This window comes from Acinetobacter sp. WC-141, assembly GCF_000313935.1.
Lineage (GTDB): Bacteria > Pseudomonadota > Gammaproteobacteria > Pseudomonadales > Moraxellaceae > Acinetobacter.
This window is the reverse complement of the sequence record NZ_AMSS01000061.1, coordinates 74,966-97,111: the sequence shown is the minus strand read 5'-3', so window position 1 is coordinate 97,111 and position 22,146 is coordinate 74,966. Positions and strand designations below refer to the sequence as shown.

At 39.1% G+C, this 22,146-nt stretch carries 13 protein-coding genes and 2 pseudogenes; 3 read left to right on the top strand and 12 right to left on the bottom strand.

Features of this window, described 5'->3' with window-relative positions; translation table 11 throughout:
* Nucleotides 1-36 precede the first annotated feature (36 nt).
* The 3 genes and pseudogenes from ACINWC141_RS12695 to ACINWC141_RS12685 form a co-directional block, all read right to left on the bottom strand.
* Nucleotides 37-1,272, bottom strand: a complete 1,236-nt coding sequence (locus tag ACINWC141_RS12695; RefSeq protein ID WP_009391832.1) for a lactonase family protein — start codon at nt 1,270-1,272, stop codon at nt 37-39.
* Nucleotides 1,273-1,527: 255 nt separating this feature from the next.
* Nucleotides 1,528-6,033, bottom strand: a complete 4,506-nt coding sequence (locus tag ACINWC141_RS12690; protein ID WP_034678550.1) for a translocation/assembly module TamB domain-containing protein — start codon at nt 6,031-6,033, stop codon at nt 1,528-1,530.
* A 26-nt stretch (nt 6,034-6,059) separates the two neighbouring features.
* A pseudogene (locus ACINWC141_RS12685) lies at nt 6,060-8,567 on the bottom strand (autotransporter assembly complex protein TamA); the annotation flags it as partial.
* A 391-nt stretch (nt 8,568-8,958) separates the two neighbouring features.
* On the opposite strand from ACINWC141_RS12685, the gene ACINWC141_RS12680 reads away from it, so the two are divergent.
* Both ACINWC141_RS12680 and coq7 read left to right on the top strand, forming a co-directional pair.
* Nucleotides 8,959-10,281 (top strand): MFS transporter, encoded by a 1,323-nt coding sequence (locus tag ACINWC141_RS12680; protein WP_009391705.1) that lies wholly within the window; start codon nt 8,959-8,961, stop codon nt 10,279-10,281.
* 3 nt (nt 10,282-10,284) lie between these two features.
* Complete coding sequence (gene coq7, locus ACINWC141_RS12675; RefSeq protein WP_009391838.1) at nt 10,285-10,920, top strand: 2-polyprenyl-3-methyl-6-methoxy-1,4-benzoquinone monooxygenase; 636 nt, start codon at nt 10,285-10,287, stop codon at nt 10,918-10,920.
* Nucleotides 10,921-10,965: 45 nt separating this feature from the next.
* Here the strand turns inward: coq7 and ACINWC141_RS12670 are convergent, their stop codons facing one another.
* Nucleotides 10,966-11,514 carry a DUF2799 domain-containing protein gene (locus tag ACINWC141_RS12670; protein WP_009391792.1) on the bottom strand — a complete coding sequence of 183 codons (549 nt, stop codon included), beginning with the start codon at nt 11,512-11,514 and terminating at the stop codon, nt 10,966-10,968.
* A gap of 203 nt (nt 11,515-11,717) precedes the next feature.
* Between ACINWC141_RS12670 and ACINWC141_RS19685 the strand changes: the two are divergent.
* Nucleotides 11,718-11,906 (top strand): annotated as a pseudogene (locus tag ACINWC141_RS19685) (glutamine synthetase family protein); the annotation flags it as partial.
* Nucleotides 11,907-11,978: 72 nt separating this feature from the next.
* Here ACINWC141_RS19685 and ACINWC141_RS12665 read toward each other — a convergent pair.
* The 8 genes from ACINWC141_RS12665 to ACINWC141_RS12630 form a co-directional block, all read right to left on the bottom strand.
* Entirely contained in the window at nt 11,979-12,695 is a 717-nt protein-coding gene (locus ACINWC141_RS12665; protein ID WP_009391830.1) for a response regulator, read from the bottom strand.
* An 11-nt stretch (nt 12,696-12,706) separates the two neighbouring features.
* Nucleotides 12,707-15,361: an ATP-binding protein gene (locus ACINWC141_RS12660; protein WP_009391759.1), complete on the bottom strand. Its 2,655-nt coding sequence runs from the start codon at nt 15,359-15,361 to the stop codon at nt 12,707-12,709.
* Between the two features lie 38 nt (nt 15,362-15,399).
* Nucleotides 15,400-16,005: a potassium-transporting ATPase subunit KdpC gene (kdpC, locus tag ACINWC141_RS12655; RefSeq protein ID WP_009391767.1), complete on the bottom strand. Its 606-nt coding sequence runs from the start codon at nt 16,003-16,005 to the stop codon at nt 15,400-15,402.
* 13 nt (nt 16,006-16,018) lie between these two features.
* Nucleotides 16,019-18,058 (bottom strand): potassium-transporting ATPase subunit KdpB, encoded by a 2,040-nt coding sequence (gene kdpB, locus ACINWC141_RS12650; RefSeq protein WP_081400137.1) that lies wholly within the window; start codon nt 18,056-18,058, stop codon nt 16,019-16,021.
* Nucleotides 18,059-18,066: 8 nt separating this feature from the next.
* Complete coding sequence (gene kdpA, locus ACINWC141_RS12645) at nt 18,067-19,776, bottom strand: potassium-transporting ATPase subunit KdpA (RefSeq protein ID WP_009391779.1); 1,710 nt, start codon at nt 19,774-19,776, stop codon at nt 18,067-18,069.
* Nucleotides 19,777-20,034: 258 nt separating this feature from the next.
* Nucleotides 20,035-20,472, bottom strand: a complete 438-nt coding sequence (locus ACINWC141_RS12640) for a 2-amino-4-hydroxy-6-hydroxymethyldihydropteridine diphosphokinase (protein WP_009391677.1) — start codon at nt 20,470-20,472, stop codon at nt 20,035-20,037.
* The gene (gene folB / locus ACINWC141_RS12635) at nt 20,429-20,809 is read right to left on the bottom strand and encodes a dihydroneopterin aldolase (protein ID WP_009391809.1); all 381 of its coding nucleotides are present in this window, start codon (nt 20,807-20,809) and stop codon (nt 20,429-20,431) included. Before folB ends, ACINWC141_RS12640 begins: the two co-directional genes overlap by 44 nt.
* Before the next feature lie 15 nt (nt 20,810-20,824).
* On the bottom strand, nt 20,825-22,123 hold the full coding sequence (locus ACINWC141_RS12630) for an ABC1 kinase family protein (protein WP_009391798.1): 1,299 nt from the start codon (nt 22,121-22,123) through the stop codon (nt 20,825-20,827).
* Between the last annotated feature and the right edge of the window lie 23 nt (nt 22,124-22,146).

The following is a 22,146-nucleotide window of genomic DNA, read 5'->3' as shown; positions in this document are numbered from 1 at the left end:
TATCAGGCACTAGAAATGCCAGTTTCATGTTTCGGATTAATTAAAGAATTTGATATCCGTAGGTGTTGATATTTTTGCTGCATCACCAGCTGGTTTTAAGGTGCCATTTTTTGCATCAAAACGAAATAAACTAATATTGTTACTATAAACATTGGTTACATATAGATATTTACCAGACGCATCAAATGAGAAAGCACGTGGTTCAATTCCATTGGCTTTATAAACTACTGGCTTACCAAGCAATCCATTCTGTTGAATTTTAAATACCAAAAGTTTGTTGTCTGCACCCCGATTAGCAGCAATCACATATTTACCATTTGGACTAAGGATAATTCCACTCGCGCTCTTAAATTCAGGTGTTTTGTCTTCGTGAATCAGTTTTAGCTCAGCCACTTTTTTCAAATGACCATCTTGCACATTAAACGTGACAATTTCACTTCGCATTTCTGCGGTAACGTATGCATGTTTACCATTTGGTGAAAAGACCATATGGCGTGGGCCAGAACCATGCGTAAAAGTCACATCTCGAGTGTTATCTGCTTCGAGTGGTTGAGGTTTATCCGGGTTATAATGAAAAGTATAGACTTTGTCATTTCCCAGATCGCTCGCATATAAATATTTACCATCTGGGCTGAAAGTTGTCGAATGGGCATGACCACTCTCCTGTCGACCTTTGACATGGCCAGAACCTTCCTTAAAAACAATATTTTGTACTTTTTCACCTACATGACCGTTTGGCAAAATTGGAAACACAGCGACACCACCACGACCTTTATCAAATGCCGAATAGTTCGATACAAATAGGAATTTGCCATCTAAACTGATTGATGCGTGTGTTGGATGTCCACCATGGCTATCGACTGTGTTCAACACCTCCACCTTTCCGTTTTGAACCGATAATGCAGTCACTGCCCCTTCATTTTCTTCATTAGTGGTATAGGCAAAACGGCCATCTTTCGATTTTACAATCCATGAAGGACTTTTCATTTTCAATACTTTAACAGGAGTTAAAGTCCCATCATTATTTACTTGAAACTGGTACAAACCTTCACTGGCTTGTTTTGGTTTTTGCGCGAGCGGCGCATTAGGAATCGATGTCCATGTCCCTACTAAAGCAATTTGCTGTTGTGCGGCATTTACAGTGGAGTTCCATCCAAATGACAAAAGCGTCATCGACAATGTTGCTGTTATTTTTTGAATTAGCCCACGATATTTAATATTTGTATCGTTATCCTTGCTATCTTTAATTTCAATATAAGTATCTATTTTCACTGTTATTTCCTTAGAAAACCACCTTATTTGCATGTATCAATAAGGTATTATCAGCCTAGTTTCATTTAATAATTCTGGAAATTAATTTATAAAACAGCAATTTTCAAGTGAATTTTCTTTAATCAGAAGTCTATTGAAGCTCAGCTTCCTTTTTAGAAAATCGATGCTTTATATAATAAATATTCAACTTTTAAAATCTGGGAAAGATGTCATTAAAATAAAAGCCCACTAGAAGTGAGCTTTTATTTCATTTATTTAGAAACGCCAGTTATAGAAAAGATCGATTGCTCGTTCTAAAGATTGACTTGCTTCTAGATATAAACGGCGGTTCATTTGATAACGTAAAGTCAATTTGTTGACTGGAGTAAATACTCCGACACCGTAACGAATGAATAAATCAGGTGTGATATAGCCAGTTAAACTTACCTGAGTATCATCACCCGTACCTTGTGCATCCAAAGCTAAGCCACTCAAACCAAAAGTACGTCCAATCTGATTCGTTAAAGCACGTGTACCACCTAAGCCCATACTGATCCCAGCGGCAGCAATGGTGTTATTTACATCAGACTTGAAGCCTTCTGCATTACTTAAACCGCTTGCCCCCTCATTAATACGTCCAGTCACAAGCGCATTCAATGCTTCTTGTTCAGAAAGACCTGCGTCATTATAAACTTGAATGTTTGGCGATGAGGCAGTACCTGTAACACGTACTCCAACCATACTACCTTGAACATTTTTATTTGCGTCTATATCTAAAGTTGGGTTTGCCAATGGCCCATTAAAACGCGCAATTGCTCGATTTAAATCTAGACTTTGTCCATAGGCTTCAATTTTTACTTTTTGGCTGACACCAATTGCCCCATTAGCTCTCATTGCGGTTTCATAGCCACGTTGAGTTAAATTCAAACGACCAACTAACGGAATATTACTGTTAAAGCCTTGGAATATCACTTGTTTTCCAATATTAACAGTAATATCAGCTCGGATATCCCAAGGTTTAGCTGCACGTAAAATTGCAAGTGGGTCTTGGCCTTGTCGAACGATACGCACATCTGATGAGGTATTAATGACTGGAGCAGTTGTTTCCGGCATTGAAATACGTGCACGAGGAACATCTACCGATCCCTTTAAACTTAAACGCTTATCAAAAGGATACATATCCAGTGTAAGGTTTGGATTGGCAATTGCAGTAATTAAAGGCGCCTGACGTACAAGTAAATTATCACCTTTAAGGTTTAATTGAAGACGTGGTGCATCTTTCCATTCAAAACTGCCTTTAAGAAGACCAACACCTTGTCCACTGTTAAATGCCCCATCAATTGTTGCCATGTCCTGACGAATTGATGAGTAAACCTGAACATTGGTCAAATTAACTGGAAGCGAAATCATACTGATTGCACCATTTTTCAGACGCATTTCACCAGTAAATTGTGGCTGAGTTAATGTACCATTAACTTTACCAGCCAAGGCTAAGGTCCCACTCAGTTTGCGGACATCTTGAATAAATGGTTTCAAGACTTTTAATTGAACATCATTAAAAGCGACCTCACCATGCATTGGCATTGATGGCTGGAATGGATTGATAATAACATTCGCATATCCTGTACCAATATCAGGTGTTTTAACATCAACACGGAACAACAGCCCTTCAGCTACACTTTTTGCAATAACACCCAGCTCATCATAAGCTAGCGTTGTTGGAGGATCTTGAGGATCTTCAGCAGCTAAACCAATTTCACCTTTGCGCGTAATTAAACGTGCATCAAGTTTTGGATTTCCTCCATTTACCCATGATGCCTTGGCATAACCATTTAATTGCCCAGTCATCGCTAAGCCTTCAGGCATAAATGCCGCGAAGTCACTTAAATCCATGTTCTGAGTAACGAACGAAATATTACCGCGTGCTTTACTTACCCGTACTGGTTGGTCAAAACAGAGTTGGCTATGAGCACTCTGCCAGCAGTGTTGACCTACATATAACTCAGATCGTGCAGAAGAAAAAATCACCGGAGCATTTTGATTTTGTGCCAGACGAATTCGTTTTGAATCAAAACTTCCTTTCTGGATCTGGCCTAGCCAATCATTGTTTTGGTTAAATCCGCCTGCCAACTGAACATAGAACTTGGAAATACTATTATTGCCAAGTACTTTTAATAAATGCGCTTTCCTTGTTCCAGTTAAATTCAACTCAGCAGACTGAATGAGTCTATTTCCACTACGCAAGTTATCTAGTTTTGCTGTTAATTGAGTCGGTGTTGTTTCCGATGTTGGAAGCTCCCCCTGAATACTCAATCGCTTCACACTTACTAAAGTATTAAATGCAAAGTTATCTACTGCGATATTTGCTGTAGCTTTTAAACGTGGTTGTGATTGCACATTCAGGTCGCCGTAAGCTCGACCACGCAACCCTGGATATAACTCATAGAGTGCTGGTGCATTGAGCTTAATTTTTAGATTTTGTGCATTACCTGTCGCTTGTAGCTGATTCTGTCCATACACTAAAAATAAATTATTTGCTTCAAACTGCTGAGGTAAAAAGCCATTTTGATTAGAGTCCATCAATAAAGATAAATTACCTTTACCACGAACAGGTTTATTATTTATAAAGCCAGCAAGGTTCAATTGCTGAATATTAATTCGTTTCAAATGATCTGACCAAACCCCTTGAGTTTTCAGATTTCCTGAAATTTCACCTTTTACAGCTGAGGTAAAGTATTGAGGTTTAAAGCGTACTAATGAACTATTAATATCCCATGCAATGCGATCTTTTAAATTTACAGAACCTGTCGCATAGATTTTTCCAGCAACCCCGTCGTGTTGTAACTGGTTAATTCGAATAAAATCAGGTGTACCTGCTATAGAAAACTTCAGTAAACCATTTGCCTGTTTTAAGGCTTTTAAAGTTCCATCATAATTAACTGCAAAACCTTTAAACCCACCACCAGCTTTCACATCATGGAATAATAATGCTGCTGTGCTTTTACCGCCTAAAGTTACAGTCTCCTGACCCGCTTGAGCCAGTCGACCAGTTAAATTTATCTTCTCAAATTGAATGATTTGCTGATTTGGTTTAGCAAAACCATTTGCTTTAATCGAACCATTTAAAAGATTAACAGGCGCTGCCGCATGAATACTTTGTGGATTGAAATCTTTTGCATTTAACAATGCGTTCCAAACCAACTGACGTTTTTCAGTAGGAAGCAACACTTTAGCCTGTCCAGTTAAGCTACCTTTTTCAGCAGCAAAACTAAAATTTGGAACATTTAAAACATTATCTTTAACATTGAGATTTGCAAGATATTGTCCTGCTGGCAATAAAGTTTTTTCATGCTGATATACTTTTGTAGCCACTTTAATATCTTGCTGACCCTCACGTAATGTTAAATCAACCTGACCATTGTCACTGCTTAACCATCCAATATAAGGCATTGCACGATCTATTTTCGACCAAGCCACATTCATAAGCATTGGTTGGGGTTTATTATTTTTTTCAGGAGCCTGATTAAACTTGAGTTTCCAAGACTCGTAACGGTCAAAATCGACATTAGCAAATACTTCAGTACCTTTTTCTAAAGAACCGGTTGAAGCAACGGCAGCATCTAGACTTGGCGGTAAAAAGTCTTGAACAACTTGAGGAATTGCTTTGTCTTTCGGATTAATATGGTCTAAACGGCCTTTAACATCCCAAGTAACATGATCTTTCCAGTTCACTAAGCCTTTAAGGTTAACAGCCCCTTTCATGACTTGGCCGTTAAAATCGGTAATATTAAGTTGATGGACCAGATCAGTATTCATTAAAGCGTTGTACTGACCTTCAGGTAAATTCTCACCCTTTAAATCTGTATCAAGTGCTAAATTAAGTTGTTTAATATCCCCTTGAAACTTGATTACGCCATTTTTTGCAAAAAGCTTTTGTTCCTCCAGCAAAGGTAAGTGATAATTTTTTAGTAATAACTCACCCTGCATTGGAACTTCATCACGAACAGGATGCAACACCACCCATCCCGTTAATAAATCGGGAGTTGTAGTTGCAACACCCGCTTTTAAAGTATCTAAACTTCCGCGAGCTGCAACTTTAATATTTTGAATATTCAAACTTTTTAGAGATGGGATTCTTAAATCTGCTGTCGCATTTAATGGATATTTACCACTAAAGTCCATTTTTCCTGTTGCGTTGTGGACTGAGAGATAACCCATATCCATACTAGATTTTTCAAATTCCAGTTTGGTCTCTGACCAGAGCGCATCTTGTAAATGAACATCATGAAAATCTACATCTGAGGTCGCTAACTTAATCTCTAAATGGTCCACATCAGCTTCATCGACACGTAGAACAAATGGCAACTTAATGGGTTTAAATTCAAACGCCTTACCAGAAGGGGGAGTTTTATTAATAATACGTAAATTACGCACATCCGCATGGCTCAAATGTACTTCTTTTTCTAATAATAAAGAGCGCCATCCTAAGCCTACGTCAGCTCGATCTAGGGAAACATCAACATCCTTTAATTGCACCAAAACATTCTTAAGAATAATACCGCGTAGTAAGTTTCCGCCTTCGTATTCATATTTAATTATTTTCTGAGCTTCTAAAACCCGATCTAATAAAAAACGACTTCCGCGATCTGTTGACATCATGATCACTAATGAAGACGCTAATAATAAAAATATGATTAATATCGTCAGCAAGACACTACGCAAAATGCGCCGCTTCTTAGGAGAGCTAGGTGCCGAATTTGGCTGCTGTTCTACATCCGCCATAAAATAAACCTAATAAAATTTTATTTTTAAAGTTGTGGGCCTATAAAGAAATGTAAACGAATCGGATGGTTTTCATCTGAAATACCCGAAGCGACATCTAAACGGATTGGCCCAATTGGAGACTTCCAGCGAATACCAACCCCAACGCTATAAGCTGCTGGATTATTAAAGTCTTTATCATAGGAATTACCAAAGTCAGAGAACACAGCGGCGCGCCAACCGTCCTTAAACTGATAGTTATATTCTAAAGAACCTATAGCCAAAGCTTGCCCCCCGATTTTATATCCATCTACTTCTGGGGAAAGACTCTTATAGTCAAATCCACGAATTGTTTGGTCCCCACCCGTAAAGAATCTAAGATTGTACGGAACTTTGTCAAAATCATCGGTAAAAATGTAGCTAAGGTCAGATCTTCCCACGAATTGATGATCATCATTTTCACCAAGAGAATAAATAAATCTCCAGCCCGCACTTGCAATTGCCATATTGGCATCGGATAGTAAACTTTCGCTACCTAATTCTAATTTATAAGTTTGTTTAAAAGCTTTCGTTGGATTTAAACGTGTATTGCTCGAGGTTTTAGAGGTTTCATAACTAAATAATAGTGCTTCTTGCTCTGATGCAGCAGTTTTAAAAGCATCTGGTAACTCAGAAATGTCAACATTACCCTGTTGAGTCAAACGGTCTAAACGATAGCGGACACCAAAAGTATGTTGCCAGTTCCCTAATGGACGTTTAATTATGCGCTCTCCACCAACCACGGCAGACTCAGTCAACAAACTTACATCTGGGCCAATATCATCACGTGTTTCACGCTCATATCCCCCCACAATGTTAAAGTAATCATTTAACGGATGTTTATAGGGAATACTGTATCGGCCATCCACAGATTGACGAATTTGAGAAACTTCTAAGTTTGCATCAAAAGAATGTCCATATTTATTGACAATAGAACGGCGATACTGACTACGTAAACGCGCGCCCGTATCGGTTCCGTAACCAATACCAGTTTCCAAACTGTTTAATTTATCTGCATTTAAAGTCACAATGACTGGAATTCTTTTCGTTTCACGTGCTTGAGCTTGCAAACGATCTTGTTCAGTTTCTTTTTCATCCTGCTGACCTGGGGCACTTTGTAACATTGCTGTTTGAGGTTCTCCCTCTTTTACTTTTTGTGTTCCTGCAAACTGTTTTTCATCTACTACGTTTTGGGTAACTTCTTTATTAGAGGTGGCTAATTGACGTGCTTTAGCAAGTTGTCTTTCTTCGGGTGAAAGTAAATTAGACTCATCCACATCAATATTTTGTTCATCGACCAAAGCTTGTAAATCTGGTGCTAACTCAAGTGGTTTTTCAATTGGATCAGGTTTTATTGAATCAACTAAAGTGTAATTAAAATAGCGAGAGTTGGTTAAGTTGTTTGCTAATACATTTACTCGCCAAAATGCATAGTCATCACCCTCTTTCCAAGGTGCCATACTTTCTAAAATATTTTGGTTCAAAGGTAATGGTTTCGATGGATCACTCATCCGAAACTCAACCTTATCTAATTTGTAACGCTCACCTGTTTCATAACGCAAGTTAATATCAGCCTTATTTTCTGGCTGACTCACTTTCACATCATGCAAACGCCAATAAGCATCAAAATAACCATTATCAGAGGCTGCATTAACAATACGATCTTTCGTGGTTTCATATAAACCATGATTAAAGATATCACCAACATCCTGTTCAGGAACTAAACGAATAACCTGAAACTGGGGTTGTTTTTCACCCGCACCAGTAAATTCGATATTTTGCTCATTAATTCGTACCGGTTCATTTGGCGTAACGTTGACACGGACCCGGCTTGGGCTTAACTTTTCAAATCGGAACTCTGCATTATAGTAACCCACTGCTTGAGCAGCCTGATTACTTAGCGTTCTAAGCTGAGGTAAGGCAGCATTAAAATCTTCAAATGATTCTTGAGTAAATGTTGATAATTTACCTTTAATATTTTTAGCCAACACATCTGAAGCACCATTAACCTCGGCACTAATACGTGGCACTTGCTCCATGGGAATCACACGCGGTGGGCGTACTTTATTTAAAATACGCTTAAAGAAACCAACTTGCTCAGGTGGCTCTTCGGCCTCTGGGGTTAATTCAGGTAAGGTTTTTCCAGTTTCATTGGCTTCGACTACAATCTTACTGTCAGATTTAATCTCTTGCATCAGCTGGTCAATATTTACAGGTGCTTGATTAATCTGATTTAATTCAGACTGAGTTGCATCACTGACTGTAACCTCTGGTAGCTTCTGAGTGCCATTTTGGAAATTCTGCGCTTCATTTTTAGCTTCTTCAGCGACTTTATAAATTTCATTTGCCATGTTTTCATCAACAGGCAATTCTGGCAAATCTTCAAGATTATCAAGCGTAATTGGCTTAAATTCATCAATTTGATTTGGAAATTGTTCTTGTTGTTGCAATATAGCCAAGCTATCTTGTTGCTGCTGAGCTTGGGTCACAAGTGTAGCAATATCTGTGATTGGAGCTGCGTATTGTTGACTCACCGTATCAGACTGTTCAGTTGACGCATCAGACACTGTCTGGTTTAAAGTTGATGAATTATTCTCAACAGAGGTTTGAGCAAAACTTGGCGTTACACAAACTGTTAACAACAAGCTGCTACAAATAAGTTTAGGAATCCCCTGCATTTTTAAAATTAAATGCATAGAATGAGAGAGAGTTGACTGTTTAAACTTAATTTTAGAAGGCATAGAAAACTCTAGACTTATTTTTTAATAAAACGCACCAAGGTAAGTGTAAAACTCACTCAAAACCATTGATTTTTCATTTAATCAAGCGTTAAAAATATCATACATGGTTTTCGATGCAAATTAACACTCGGTCACATTTTTTTATAAAACACAATGAAGTTTGCACATGATGAAACAAGATGAGCACCTGATGACATCACGTCGGTTTGTACCGATGTTTTTTACCCAGTTTTTTGGCGCATTAAATGATAACGTTTTTAAGCAATCTTTATTATTAGTGATTACTTATGGTTTGATTCAGCAACAGTCTGCCCCAGTAAGTACCCTCAATAATTTAGCAGCTCTCTTGTTTATTTTGCCCTATTTCTTTTTTTCAGCCACTGCTGGACAAATTGCAGATAAATATGAGCGTTCTCAACTGGTCCGTGGCATTAAAATCTTAGAAATCATCATTATGCTCATCGGTACTGCTGGTTTCATGTTGGGCCATTTATGGCTACTTCTTCTTGCTTTATTTTTGATGGGTACACATTCGACATTCTTCGGTCCCATTAAGTACGCAATTTTGCCTGAAATATTAAAACCGCATGAGTTAATGTCAGGTAATGCTCTGTTTCAGTCGGGCACTTCAATGGCAATTTTATTTGGGATGATTTTAGGTGGTGCTGTAATTGCATCATCACATGGGAATTTATTGTGGATTAGTCTTACTGTGGTGATTATTGCTGGCATAGGCTATGTATGTAGTCGCTTCATTTTGCCACAAAAGGTTGCTGCTCCTGATTTAAAGATTGACTGGAATTTCATTCGTACGAGTTTTCAAACCATTAAATATGCCAAAAGCTTGCCTTTAGTGTTCACCATTTTGTTAGGTAACTCATGGTACTGGTTTTATGGCGCAACTTATTTAACGCAAATTCCACAGCTTACCCAACAAAATCTTCATGCATCAGAAAATGTAGTTAGTCTGTTGCTTACTTTCTTTTCAGTCGGTATTGGTGTCGGATCTCTTCTTTGCCGAAAAATTGGTGGTTCAGAAATTAATATTAAAATGGTGCCAATTGGTGCAATTGGCCTTACCGTTTTCGCGCTCTACCTTGCTGCCAGTCTAGCTTTTGTTCCTGAAAGAACTGGCGCATTACTTACTTTAAAAGATATTTTTACTCAGGGTTGGGTTTACTATCACGTTATGATTGCTGTGACTTTACTGGGCATTAGTGGCGGTTTTTATATTGTTCCCCTTTATGCCATGATGCAGGCTTATTCACCACGTTCACATCGTGCTCGTGTTGTAGCAGCAAATAACATTTTAAATGCCGTTTTTATGGTTTCATCTGCAATTTTTTCAATCTTAATCTTAAGTGTTTTAAAAATTGATATTAAAATACTATTTATTATTACAGCTGTACTTAGTGCAATCTTTAGTATTTGGCTTCTAGCACGTCTAAAACCAATGCTTGCCACAGCACATCTTTCTTTGGAGGACTAATTTATGCGCCACTATACGGGAATTGATCAGCTTATTAATTCTTTTGATCAAGCATTACGTAGTCTTGTTCCGGGTGCAACAGCAGCACAGCGCCAAAATCCAGCCGAATCAGTTGAAGCAAAACTAGGCGTAGAAGATGCTCGCCATGTCGCAGGCTTAATGCGTGTTAACCATAGCGGTGAAGTGTGTGCACAAGCCCTTTATCATGGGCAAGCATTAACGGCGAAGTTGCCAAATGTACGCAAGGAAATGCAACAAGCAGCAATTGAAGAACAAGATCATTTAGCGTGGTGTGAAGTTCGTTTAAAAGAATTAAATAGCCATACCAGTTTATTAAACCCAATTTGGTATGGGCTTTCATATGGCATGGGTGCTCTTGCTGGTATTGCGGGTGATAAATATAGCTTAGGTTTTGTTGCTGAAACTGAGCGTCAGGTAAGCATGCATTTGCAAGACCATTTGAACCAGTTACCTGCTCAAGATGATCGCTCTCGTAAAATTTTAGAGCAAATGAATGAAGATGAGTTACATCATCGTCATACGGCGCTTGAAGCAGGCGGTGTTGAATTGCCTTATGCTGTGAAAATTACCATGACAGCCATTTCAAAACTTATGACAAAAACCAGCTATTATCTTTAAAAAAATAAAGGATTGATCTAATTCGGATCAATCCTTTTTCAAATATTATTTTAATCCATGATCGTATTTAAAACGCTCGACATCTCGAATTGAGTTCCAATAGTTTCTGTTAATACGGTCACGGTCAATTTGTAACTCTCTTAAAAGCTTACGATAACGTTCACGCTCTTCAGGCTTCATTTTTTCGTTGTAAGCATTATCAGAATATTGCTTAAATTTCTCGTCATAACGGTCATATTCATTTTTTGCATTGTAGTAATCTGAGGCAGCTCGATAATAAGGTCTTAAACGATTACGCTGCTCAACTGGGCATACATTGATATTGCCGTTACCCTCTAAAGCGTTATAAAAGATATTCGCTGGTTGGCAATAATACCCTAGACCTTCTTTATACCCACGTTCATATGACTTTTGATCTGGAACAACATTGGCTTTTCCACACGCTTTATAATATTGATCTAAACGTGGTGACGAACCTTTTGAACCATCTTTCTCACCCACTAATGACCAATTCGCAGTCTTACATTCTTCTACGCTCATTGCAGCACAACCTGAAAGGCTGATTGCTAAAATGGCTAAACCGATATTTTTCATATTAAGAGAACTCAAAAAATAAATTAAAAAAAAACGCAAAAATAAAATTCCAGTAAACACCCTAAAAGGTCCTGCTCTATTCAAGACCTCAAAAATAAGTGATTCACTGGATAAGTCTTAAGTTTAAATCAGTTTGACCATCTCACCAAATTGAAAGGTCGTAATTCTTAATATTGTTTAATTAAAAAAATAAAATCAGAAGAAAATTTCAAGACGAGCATATTTTATTAGCCAACAACCAACCAGAAGCCTAAAAAATATTTAAAGGAAGTCTTATTTTAAAAAGATAGTTAGGGGCCGACTTTGTAGAACATTGGCACACAGTGAAACAGGCTGAATATCAAAATATTTACAGCCAAATGACTGAAGCAGAACAACATTGGGATATTTAAATAAAAAAAAACTAAAAGATATAAACCACTTTGCAATCCCTTAGGGAGAAATACCCTAAGGTTTTTTTATATCTAATGATTTTTCTGTTGAGCTAAAAAACGTAATCCAACACCAGGTTCAGTAGCAATATAGCGTGGTTGAATCGCATTATCCCCCAGTTTGCTTCGCAACTTACCCACCAAAATACGTAAATAGTGAGTATCTTCCTGATGGGTTGGCCCCCATAATTCTTTTAAAAGTTGTGGCTGTGTTAAAAGCTGACCTTTATAGCGCATTAATAGTGTCAAAAGTTGAAACTCTTTTCGAGTTAAAGTAATTGGCTGTTGCTCAACCCAAACTAATCGTTGTGTGACATCAACTTTAAGATAGCCATCGTCATACACATGTGCTTCTTGCTGAATCGGTTGATTTCTTAGAATGACACGTATGCGCGCCAAAAGTTCTTGAACACTAAAAGGCTTGGTCATGTAATCATTTGCGCCAGCATCTAGCAAAGCAACTTTTTCATATTCATCAGCACGTACAGATAGGACTATAACCGGCACATTCGACCAGCTACGTAATTCTTGGAGTACTTCTTTGCCATCTAAATCAGGTAAGCCGAGGTCAAGAATAACCAAATCAGCACCTTGGGTCGCTAATGTTTCTAGGCCTTTGTAACCTGTCTCACAGAGCGTGGTTTTGTATTTTTGTGTTCTTAAGGCGATGTCTAAAAATTTACGGATTTGAGGCTCATCATCAATAATTACAATACGTGTTTCTACAGGAGATGTTTCTGAAGTTAACATGACTTTACAACTTATTCTTTTACTGGATGAATGGGTAATCTGATTTGAATTAAAGTACCTTTATTTTGGCGCCCTGAAAATGCTTCTATTGTACCCATATGAGCACCAATAATTGCCTTAACAATCGTTAGCCCCAAACCTGTACCAAATTTTCCACGGTCTCCGCGCTCCATGGTGTAAAACATATCAAAAATGCGGTTTCTTTCGTCTTCAGGGATTCCAGCACCCCTATCTTCAATTTCTATTTTCACTTCATCTTCAGACAAAAGAGAAGCGCGAATCATGACTGGTTCATCTGAAGGTGAAAAGTTTGCTGCATTTTCTAAAACATTAAAAATGGCTTGCTCTACCAGTGCTGGGTGTACATATAAACTAATTGTTTGTTCAGGTAATTGAACGACCACTTGAATATCTGGTTTATAGCGCTTTAAACGGCGGGTTGCAGAACCGATTAATTCGTCCACACCAATCCAGTCTCTTTTTAAAGATAGACCTTCATGCCCCAAACGTGTCATATCAAGTAGGTTTTGAATATAACGGTCTAAGCGTTCGCCTTCTAAATGAATGGTTTCGAGTAAATCTTGCTGATCTTGTTCTGACATATCAGCTTTAAAATCGGCAAGTGTGTCCGCTGCTCCAATAATCGAAGCAAGTGGTGAACGTAAATCATGCGATACCGAAGATAATAAAGCAGAACGTAATCGCTCTGTTTCACTGGTGACTTTTGCTTGTTCAAGTTCATTGACCAATTGGGTGCGAAGTGCTGCCTGTGCAATATATTCGATTACACTTTCCGTCAGTTTCTTTTGCTCAAAATTTAGAGAAACCACATCGTCCTTAAAGTAAATTCCCACTATACCTAGGCTATTTTTCTGCTCTAAAAGAGGTAAAAACCACCAGTTTGACTGGCTGAGTGTATCGGTAAAACGCCCACACGGCTGCTTGTATTTCAAACACCATTCTGCGGCTACTTTTTCTTTATCGTTTAACTCTATGTTGGATGAAATTACCTTGTCTCGAATAGAAATCCACACCTTAGTTTGAAGTTGGGTTTCTAAAGTCATTCGGCCTGTTTGCATGACTTCTTCAAGGTTTACTGCACTAGAAAGTTTACGCGCTAAGTCTTGCATCACTGTGGTGTAGGCATTTGCTGCTTTTAAAGATAAAACCTGCTGACGTAATTGAGAGGCCAAACGCCCAGCAATTAAAGCTGCCGCAAAAAATGCAACAACGGTAACCACACCTTGGTGTGCTGAAATTTGTAAGGTAAAACGTGGTGCAATAAAGAAAAAGTTATAGGCTAAGAAACAAATAAGAGCTGCCACTACTGCAGCGAGCATTCTCGTTTTGGTTGCTACAATTAAAACTGAAATAATGAAAATGACGGAAAAGTCTTCAATACCTAAGAGAACTTCGGCAAAGTGAGCGATAAAAATACTGGCACACGTCACAGCTAGAACAAAAATACTTTCTTTTAATGATAAAAATGAAGGTTTTTCGAGCTGATTAATCTTTTTGGTACCCTGTTCTGGATGCAAAATGGTTAAAGCAATCGAGTTTTCTTGATTTAATAATTGCTGAGCTAAATTTTTCTTAAATAACTTTAGCCACCACGGCGAAATACTTTTGCCAATGACCAGATTGGAAATACCTCGGTCAACCGCGGCATCCATTAACACTGAAGCAACTCGCGGCCCATATAAAACCTCTGTTCGGCCACCGAGTTGCCGAGCTAGCTCAAACGCCCGATCAACCTCGATATATTCTTTTTTATAAGAGTTTCCTGAACTCTGTCCAAAGTCTAAACTTTTAGCAACATTCACTACAGTCCATGTTGCTCCATAGCGTTCAGCTAAACGACAACCGGCCCGTACTAAATATTCAGAAGAGCCTTGTCCATCTATGGCAATCATTAATTCATTTTGCAACGATATAGACTTCAAACCTTTAGAGGCATAGCTCTCTTTTAAATCTGAATCGACATGTTCTGCAACGCATTGCATTGCGAGTTCACGTAATGCTGTTAAATTTGAAATGCTAAAAAAGCCTTGTAATGCCAAATTTGCTTGCTCTGGCACATAGACTTTTCCTTGGTGGAACCTTTCAATGAGTTCACTGACGGGTAAATCAATTAAGCGAATGTCTCGAATACGATCAAATACCCGATCTGGTACCGTTTCATTTACCCGAATCCCCGTAATCTGGTAGACCACATCATTTAGGCTTTCTAAATGCTGAATATTAATGGTCGTAAATACATCAATACCTGCATCTAGCAATTCATTGACATCTTGCCAACGTCGTTCATGGCGACTATTGGGTATATTGCGATGAGCCAACTCATCAACCAACACAATTTCTGGATGCCTAAGCAAAATAGCATCCAGGTCCATTTCTTCTAAAGTATGCCCCTGATATTGCATTTCCCTTCTAGCAATTTCAGGTAAGCCTTCCAAAATTTTTAGAGTTTCGATTCTTCCATGGGTTTCAACAATACCCACAACAACATCTATGCCCTGTTGAAATAATTCTTTGGCGCGGGAGAGCATGGCATAGGTTTTTCCAACACCCGGTGCCGCACCTAAAAAGACCGTTAGTCGACCAGCTTGATATCTGTTGACATGATTTAATAAGGCCTCAGCCTGATTTTCGCGATTGCTTTGCACTTGATATCATCCGGTAAACTAACAACTTTATTTTTAAGTTAATGTGGAGATTGTAATTGATCTAAAGCAATATTGAGCTGTAATACATTAACACGAGCTTGCCCCAATACACCAAACTGCTTCGGTTCAATATGCTTTTGCAAAAGCCCTTCAACAATCTGAGGGTCTAAATGACGAGCTTGAGCCACTCGAGTAACCTGTAACTGAGCAGATTCAGGACTAATATGCGGATCGATACCACTACCAGATTTAGTCACCAAATCGCTTGGAATCGGTGTATTGCCCGTGTGATCTTGTTTTTTCACCGCAATAATCTGAGCGTCGATTTGCTTTTTCAGTTCAGGATTAGTACGAGCTAAGTTTGTACCTGCCATCGCCATCGGATTATAAGCAACTGCTGAAGGACGTGGATGAAAATAAGCCTCTCCAACAAATGGCTGAGCGACTAACTTTGACCCTAAGACTTTATGGCCTATTTCAATCAAGCTACCATTTGCTTGATTGTTAAATAGCACCTGTCCCGCACCTGTAGTAATCGCACTATAAATAGCACCACAGCCAACTAAGGTAAAAATTAATAGTCCCAAAGATGCTTTTAAGGTCTGACCCAAATTTGCTTCTGAATTTTGTACATAAATTTTCATTTCAAACTCCAGATTACAAACCAAATAATTGAACAATCACAACATCAATCGCCTTAATGGCAATGAATGGTAGAACCACACCACCCACACCATAAATCAACATATTTCGACGTAGTAACTGAGTTGCCGTTGAAGGTTTAAATTTCACGCCTCGGAGTGCGATTGGAATTAATAGCGGGATAATAATCGCGTTAAAAATTAATGCAGATAAAATCGCGCTGTTTGGACTTGCTAAGTGCATTACATTCAATACTTGCATTTGTGGAATCGCAGCAGCGAACAATGCAGGCAAGATGGCAAAGTATTTAGAGACGTCGTTTGCTAACGAAAATGTTGTTAAAGCACCACGGGTAATCAGCTGCTGTTTCCCAATCTCAACGACAGCGAGTAGTTTGGTTGGATCTGAGTCTAAATCAACCATGTTGCCGGCTTCTTTTGCAGCTTGTGTACCCGAGTTCATGGCTAAACCGATATCGGCTTGTGCTAATGCCGGCGCATCGTTGGTTCCGTCACCGACCATCGCAACTAAACGACCTTGTTGTTGTTCGGTGCGAATACAAGCCAATTTGTCTTCTGGTTTTGCTTCGGCAATATAGTCATCTACACCAGCTTCAGCAGCAATCGCGGCCGCAGTTAATGGGTTATCACCTGTGACCATCACAGTTTTAATACCCATTTCTCTTAAACGAGCAAAACGTTCTTTAATGCCGTGTTTAATCACATCTGAAAGTTCAATCACACCTAGTACATGATGTTGATTTGCTACGACTAATGGTGTTGCCCCTTTTTTAGCAACTTGTTCAACACGTGCTTTTAACTCTAAATCTTGAGAATAATCTTCATCTACAAACTTCAAGATTGCATCTAAAGCACCTTTACGAATTTGGTCACCATTCGGTAAATTCACACCGGAAATTCGAGTCGAAGCACTAAAAGAGATAAATTCGGCTTGCTCAGGTTCTTGCTGTTTTAAACCTTGTTCTTTTGCTAACTTAACAATCGATTTCCCCTCTGGCGTTGGATCGGCAAGTGAACTCACCCAAGCAGCAGCTCTCAACTCAGACTCGGTTACCGAAGTTAAAGGATAAAAAGAAGTCGCTTGACGGTCACCATAAGTAATGGTTCCTGTTTTATCGAGTAAAAGCACATCAATGTCACCCGCAACTTCTACCGCTTTACCTGATTTTGCCAAAACATTAGCTTTGAGTGCACGGTTCATCCCCGCAATACCAATCGCAGGTAACAAGCCACCAATGGTTGTGGGAATCAAGCAGACTAACAGCGCCACGAGCACAACTGGATCAAGTTCAATATGCAAATACTTGGCAATAAATGGCAAGCTAATCACAACAATTAAAAACGTGATTGTCATCACCATTAATAAGAAGCCAAGCGCAATCTCATTCGGTGTTTTTTGGCGATTTGAGCCTTCAACCAAAGCAATCATACGGTCTAAGAAACTTTGACCAGATTCAGCAGTCACTTGTACAACAATGCGATCTGTAAGGACTTTGGTTCCACCAATAACACCTGAACGGTCTGTTCCAGCTTCACGTAGCACTGGTGCTGACTCACCTGTAACAGCTGATTCATTAATAGTGGCAAAGCCTTCTACAATCTCACCGTCGGCTGGAACAAGCTCACCTGCATGTACTTCAATAAAATCATTTAAATGAAGTTCAGTGGCTGCGATTTGGGTGGTTTGACGGTCTGTCAAAGAGTTGAGTCTTCGAGCCGTTAAATTTTCTCTTGCTGCACGCAATGAAGATGCCTGCCCGCGACCTCTAGCCTCTGCAACTGCTTCAGCATAGTTGGCAAATAAAATGGTAATAAATAGAATTGCTGTAACCGCGAAACCAAATAACAGCGTGGTGTAACCCAAGACTGTACTCATTGCAGTAACTACTGTTCCAAGCCATACGATTGCCATCACAGGATTTTTAATTGCATGCTGCGGTAGCAGTTTCACAAATGCATTTTTCCAAACTTCAAAATTTGGCACTGCCATGGTTTGTTTATGGCTATTTACATGAGTTTGTGTATTCATTTTCACTCGCCTCCTTAGCCTTTAACCAACAAAAGTTGATCGGCAATAGGCCCAAGGACAAGAACTGGCATAAATTGTAATAAGGTAAGCAACACAACAATCGTAATCAGCGTTAAAGCAAAGGTTGGAGTTTCAACTTGAAGACTACCTGCTGTTTCGGGTGCTTTTCTTTTTGCTGCTAAACGTGTCGCAATCATTAATGGCAAAATTAAGGTCGGAAAACGTCCTAACAGTAGAGCGATACTACAAGTGACATTCCACCATACAGTGTTGTCTCCAAGACCTTCAAAACCTGAACCATTGTTGGCAAATGCAGAAACATATTCGTAGAACACTTGGCTAATACCATGTGGTCCCGGATTACTAATTCCAGATATGCCTGGAATGCTGAGGCTTAATGCGGTAAATGCAAGAATGACTAAAGGTTGAATCAAGATAATAATCGCGAGCAACTTAATTTCTGCCGCTTCAATCTTGCGTCCGAACAATTCAGGGGTACGGCCTGTCATTAAACCTGCAATAAATACTGCAAGTAATAGATAAATCATAAACTGTTGTAGACCACAGCCCACACCACCCCAAATCGCATTAATCAGCATGTTAATGAGTTCAACCAGACCGGTAAGCGGTGCAGAAGAATCATGCATCATATTGACCGAACCGTTATTCACCTGCGTAGTGATCGCTGCCCAAACTGCTGATGCGGCTGGTCCAAAACGTTGTTCTTTACCTTCCATTACGGCAAGTTGAGATGCTGTCGATGACATACTCTCAGACCAGACAGCCGCCGCACCTGAAATAATCGACATGAAAAGCATGCTACCAAACACAAAGTAAGCAAACTTTTTACGCTGGGTAAAATGCCCAACCATAAAAATCACGGTAAGTGGAATAAGTAATATCGCAATCATTTCTAATAAATTAGAAAGTGGTGTCGGATTTTCTAAAGGCACACTACTATTTGGACCATACCAACCACCACCATTACTCCCCAATTGCTTAATCGCTACCATTGGTGCAACTGGTCCTAAAGGAATTTTTTGGGTTTGAACTGTATTGGCTTTATCAATCAGCTGTACTTCTGGCCCGCCTTGGAAAGTCGCTGGTACGCCTTGGCTATTGAGCAATAAAGACCAGACAAAACAGAGCGGAAGTAAGAATCGGACTGTAGAGCGAATTACATCTGCCCAATAGTTCCCAATTAAAATTTGGTCTGGCTGCTCGGCGACATCGGCTGCAATATGGCTTGGGCGCTGATAAAAGAAAGCTCTTAAGGTCGCGACAACTAAAGCCAGCCCCATCATTGGAGTAATGACTTGCAAGCCCACAATACCTGTCATTTGCGACAAATAAGATAATTGAGCTTGTCCAGAATAATGCTGTTGATTGGTATTAGTTAAAAATGAAATAACCGTGTGTAATGCTAAATCCCAACTCATATTTGGTGCATGATTGGGGTTTAATGGTAGCCATGCTTGTGTCAAAAAAATAGCAAAAACGGCTACAGCTAGAACAACACAGCTAACAACAAATGCTAGAGAATATTGTTTCCAGTTCATTTGTTGTTGTGGGGATATACCTAACAAGCGATAAACAGGATTTTCAATCCAGCGAAATAATCCATCGCCCACCATCGGCTGATTTGTCATCACTTTGGATAGATATTTACCGAGGCACCATGCTAGAAAAATAGCAATAAATAAAACAAGTATAAGTTCTAACATGGCTATTCTCCTCTATACCCCTTGGCTTGATTTGCCAAACTGGAAATAAGGAGAGATGAAGAAATATCATTTGTTTTAAGTCCGCATAAGACAATGCCAGACTGATGCAAGATGCGCATTTGAGAATTTATAAGCATCTTTATTGTCCTGAAATAACACTAATTTAGTGAATTTCAGTATGGATAAAATGCCCGTAAATTCTCTATTGAGGAAATTAAAGACCGCGTAAAGTTTGCGTAAAATCTAGTTTGAAAGCCTTTAAACTTTAAAATTAACGACTGGATAAATCATGCTATCAGCCTTTAAGGTTTCACAATGCCAGAGTTCATATAAAGGGATTTTGACATCGAGTGCCAAAGGTAGTTTTTTAGAATTAAATTGCATATGGTCCAGATCACTTCCCCATGCAATCAAATCTACATCTAAAGAAATATGATGCGATGGACGAACACGCCCAGAATCTGATTCGAGTTTCTTGAGAAAAGATTCAATTTGGTCACACGATAAAGTGCTTTTTAATAGACATGCTGAATTCCAGTAATCATCTCCAATACCATCTCGGCATGGAATTTGATAAACAGATGAAAACTGCACTTTCCCCAAAGTTGCCAATTGCATATAAGCAAAAGTAAAGTGCTGATCTGCGTCTAAATTACTCGCTAGGGCGAGCGCAAAAATTGTTTCTGGTGCGTTCAAGACGAATTCCTACAGCATTAGCTTCTGCAATGATGGCGGGCTTACGGATGGTTATGGTAATTTTTTCAATTGTTGGAAAGGTTTCAAACAAACATTGCAGAACGAGATGTGCTGCATGCTCGATTAATTCAGGCTTGGCTTGTTGAATGGTTTGAGCCGATAACTCACAAATCTGCGCATAGTTGAGTGTGTCCTCAAGCTTGTCAGACTCTGCTGCTCGGCTCAAATCATTATGGATGGTTAAATCCAACATTAAAGGTTGAATGATTTGTCTTTCCCAGTTGAAACAGCCAATCACTGTCTCAACTTTCAAGCCTTCAATAATAATGGCATCCATAAATTTAAATTGACCTTAGTGCTTTAATAATGAAGCAGGTTCCATATTTTGAACCATTTTCAAACGCTGGTCTGCATAAATATCAGTATATGGTGCGAGTACGCGCATAAAACGATCGAAATAAAGCATTTGCTTAAATAATAAGGCAAAATCTCGAGGGAATTTAATACCGTGGCGCTCACCAACACCCACCATATCCAGCATAATATCGTTTAAATCAGCTGGATTTGAAGCAAGTATTTGCTGAGGGTCAGACATTAATACGCCATTAAATAAGCGCTCTAAATCTTGTGCCAATACATCAACATCAACTTTATTATGAGTCATGCCCATTTTCAGCATGTTTTCAGCCATTGCCTGATAATCTGTTTTTTGCAAAGCATCCATAAAGGCCATACATGCTGTCCAGACCTCTGGGTTTAGCTGCCCTACAATACCGAAATCGATAAAGCCAATTCGACCATCTTCGAGCAACATTAGATTTCCGGCATGTAAATCTGCATGGAAACTCTTACATAGCATGAGGCTACCGAACCATGTATTCATGGCAGTAATCAGTACTTGCGATGGATCTTTGGCGTATTTTTTTACAACGCTAAAATCTGTCAAAGACACACCGTATAGGCGTTGCATAGTTAAAACACGGCGTGTAGAAAACTGATGATAAACTTTAGGTGCAGTGGCAGCTTGGTTTTGTGAAATATTTAAATATTCTATAAAGTCATCTAAGTTTTGTGCTTCTTCAATGAAGTCAACTTCCCGGACCATACGAGTTTTAATTTCATCTACAATATCAGAAAGAGCAGCAAACTTAATTTTAGGTACTGCACGTTCAAGCAACTTGGCAGCCCAATGCACAACATTTAAGTCTGTATATAAAATGGTTTCCACACCAGGCTTTTGTACTTTAATAACCACATCTTCACCCGTGGTTAGTTTGGCCGCATGGACCTGAGCAATTGAAGCAGAAGCTAAAGGCTTTTCATCAATATAGCTAAAAATCTGATTTAAATCTCGCCCTTCAAACTCGGAAGCAAGTACGCCTTGAATATAGCTAAATGGCAGCGTTGGGGTCTGGTCTAAACAGCCTTGAAATTCTTCTACATATTCACGAGGGAAAAGCGATGGTGTGCTCGCAATAAACTGACCAAGCTTGATATAAGTTGAGCCAAGTGACTCAAAAGTCTCTCGCATGAGTTTGGCATTACTTGGTTTTTCAGTTGCGTATTTAATTCCAGCTTTGGCCGCAACCACTGCTGTTTCACCAATGCGGGCGACTGAACGCAGCCCATCAAACAAAATATTTTTTTTCATATTTCTTCAAAACCAAATCATTC

What these genes read in the sequence shown, in the direction of transcription:
- ACINWC141_RS12690 (WP_034678550.1), bottom strand. Translation starts at nt 6,033, where the DNA reads ATGGCGGATGTAGAACAGCAGCCAAATTCGGCACCTAGCTCTCCTAAG.
- ACINWC141_RS12680 (WP_009391705.1), top strand. Translation starts at nt 8,959, where the DNA reads ATGATGAAACAAGATGAGCACCTGATGACATCACGTCGGTTTGTACCG.
- coq7 (WP_009391838.1), top strand. Translation starts at nt 10,285, where the DNA reads ATGCGCCACTATACGGGAATTGATCAGCTTATTAATTCTTTTGATCAA.
- ACINWC141_RS12670 (WP_009391792.1), bottom strand. Translation starts at nt 11,514, where the DNA reads ATGAAAAATATCGGTTTAGCCATTTTAGCAATCAGCCTTTCAGGTTGT.
- ACINWC141_RS12665 (WP_009391830.1), bottom strand. Translation starts at nt 12,695, where the DNA reads ATGTTAACTTCAGAAACATCTCCTGTAGAAACACGTATTGTAATTATT.
- kdpC (WP_009391767.1), bottom strand. Translation starts at nt 16,005, where the DNA reads ATGAAAATTTATGTACAAAATTCAGAAGCAAATTTGGGTCAGACCTTA.
- kdpA (WP_009391779.1), bottom strand. Translation starts at nt 19,776, where the DNA reads ATGTTAGAACTTATACTTGTTTTATTTATTGCTATTTTTCTAGCATGG.
- folB (WP_009391809.1), bottom strand. Translation starts at nt 20,809, where the DNA reads ATGGATGCCATTATTATTGAAGGCTTGAAAGTTGAGACAGTGATTGGC.
- ACINWC141_RS12630 (WP_009391798.1), bottom strand. Translation starts at nt 22,123, where the DNA reads ATGAAAAAAAATATTTTGTTTGATGGGCTGCGTTCAGTCGCCCGCATT.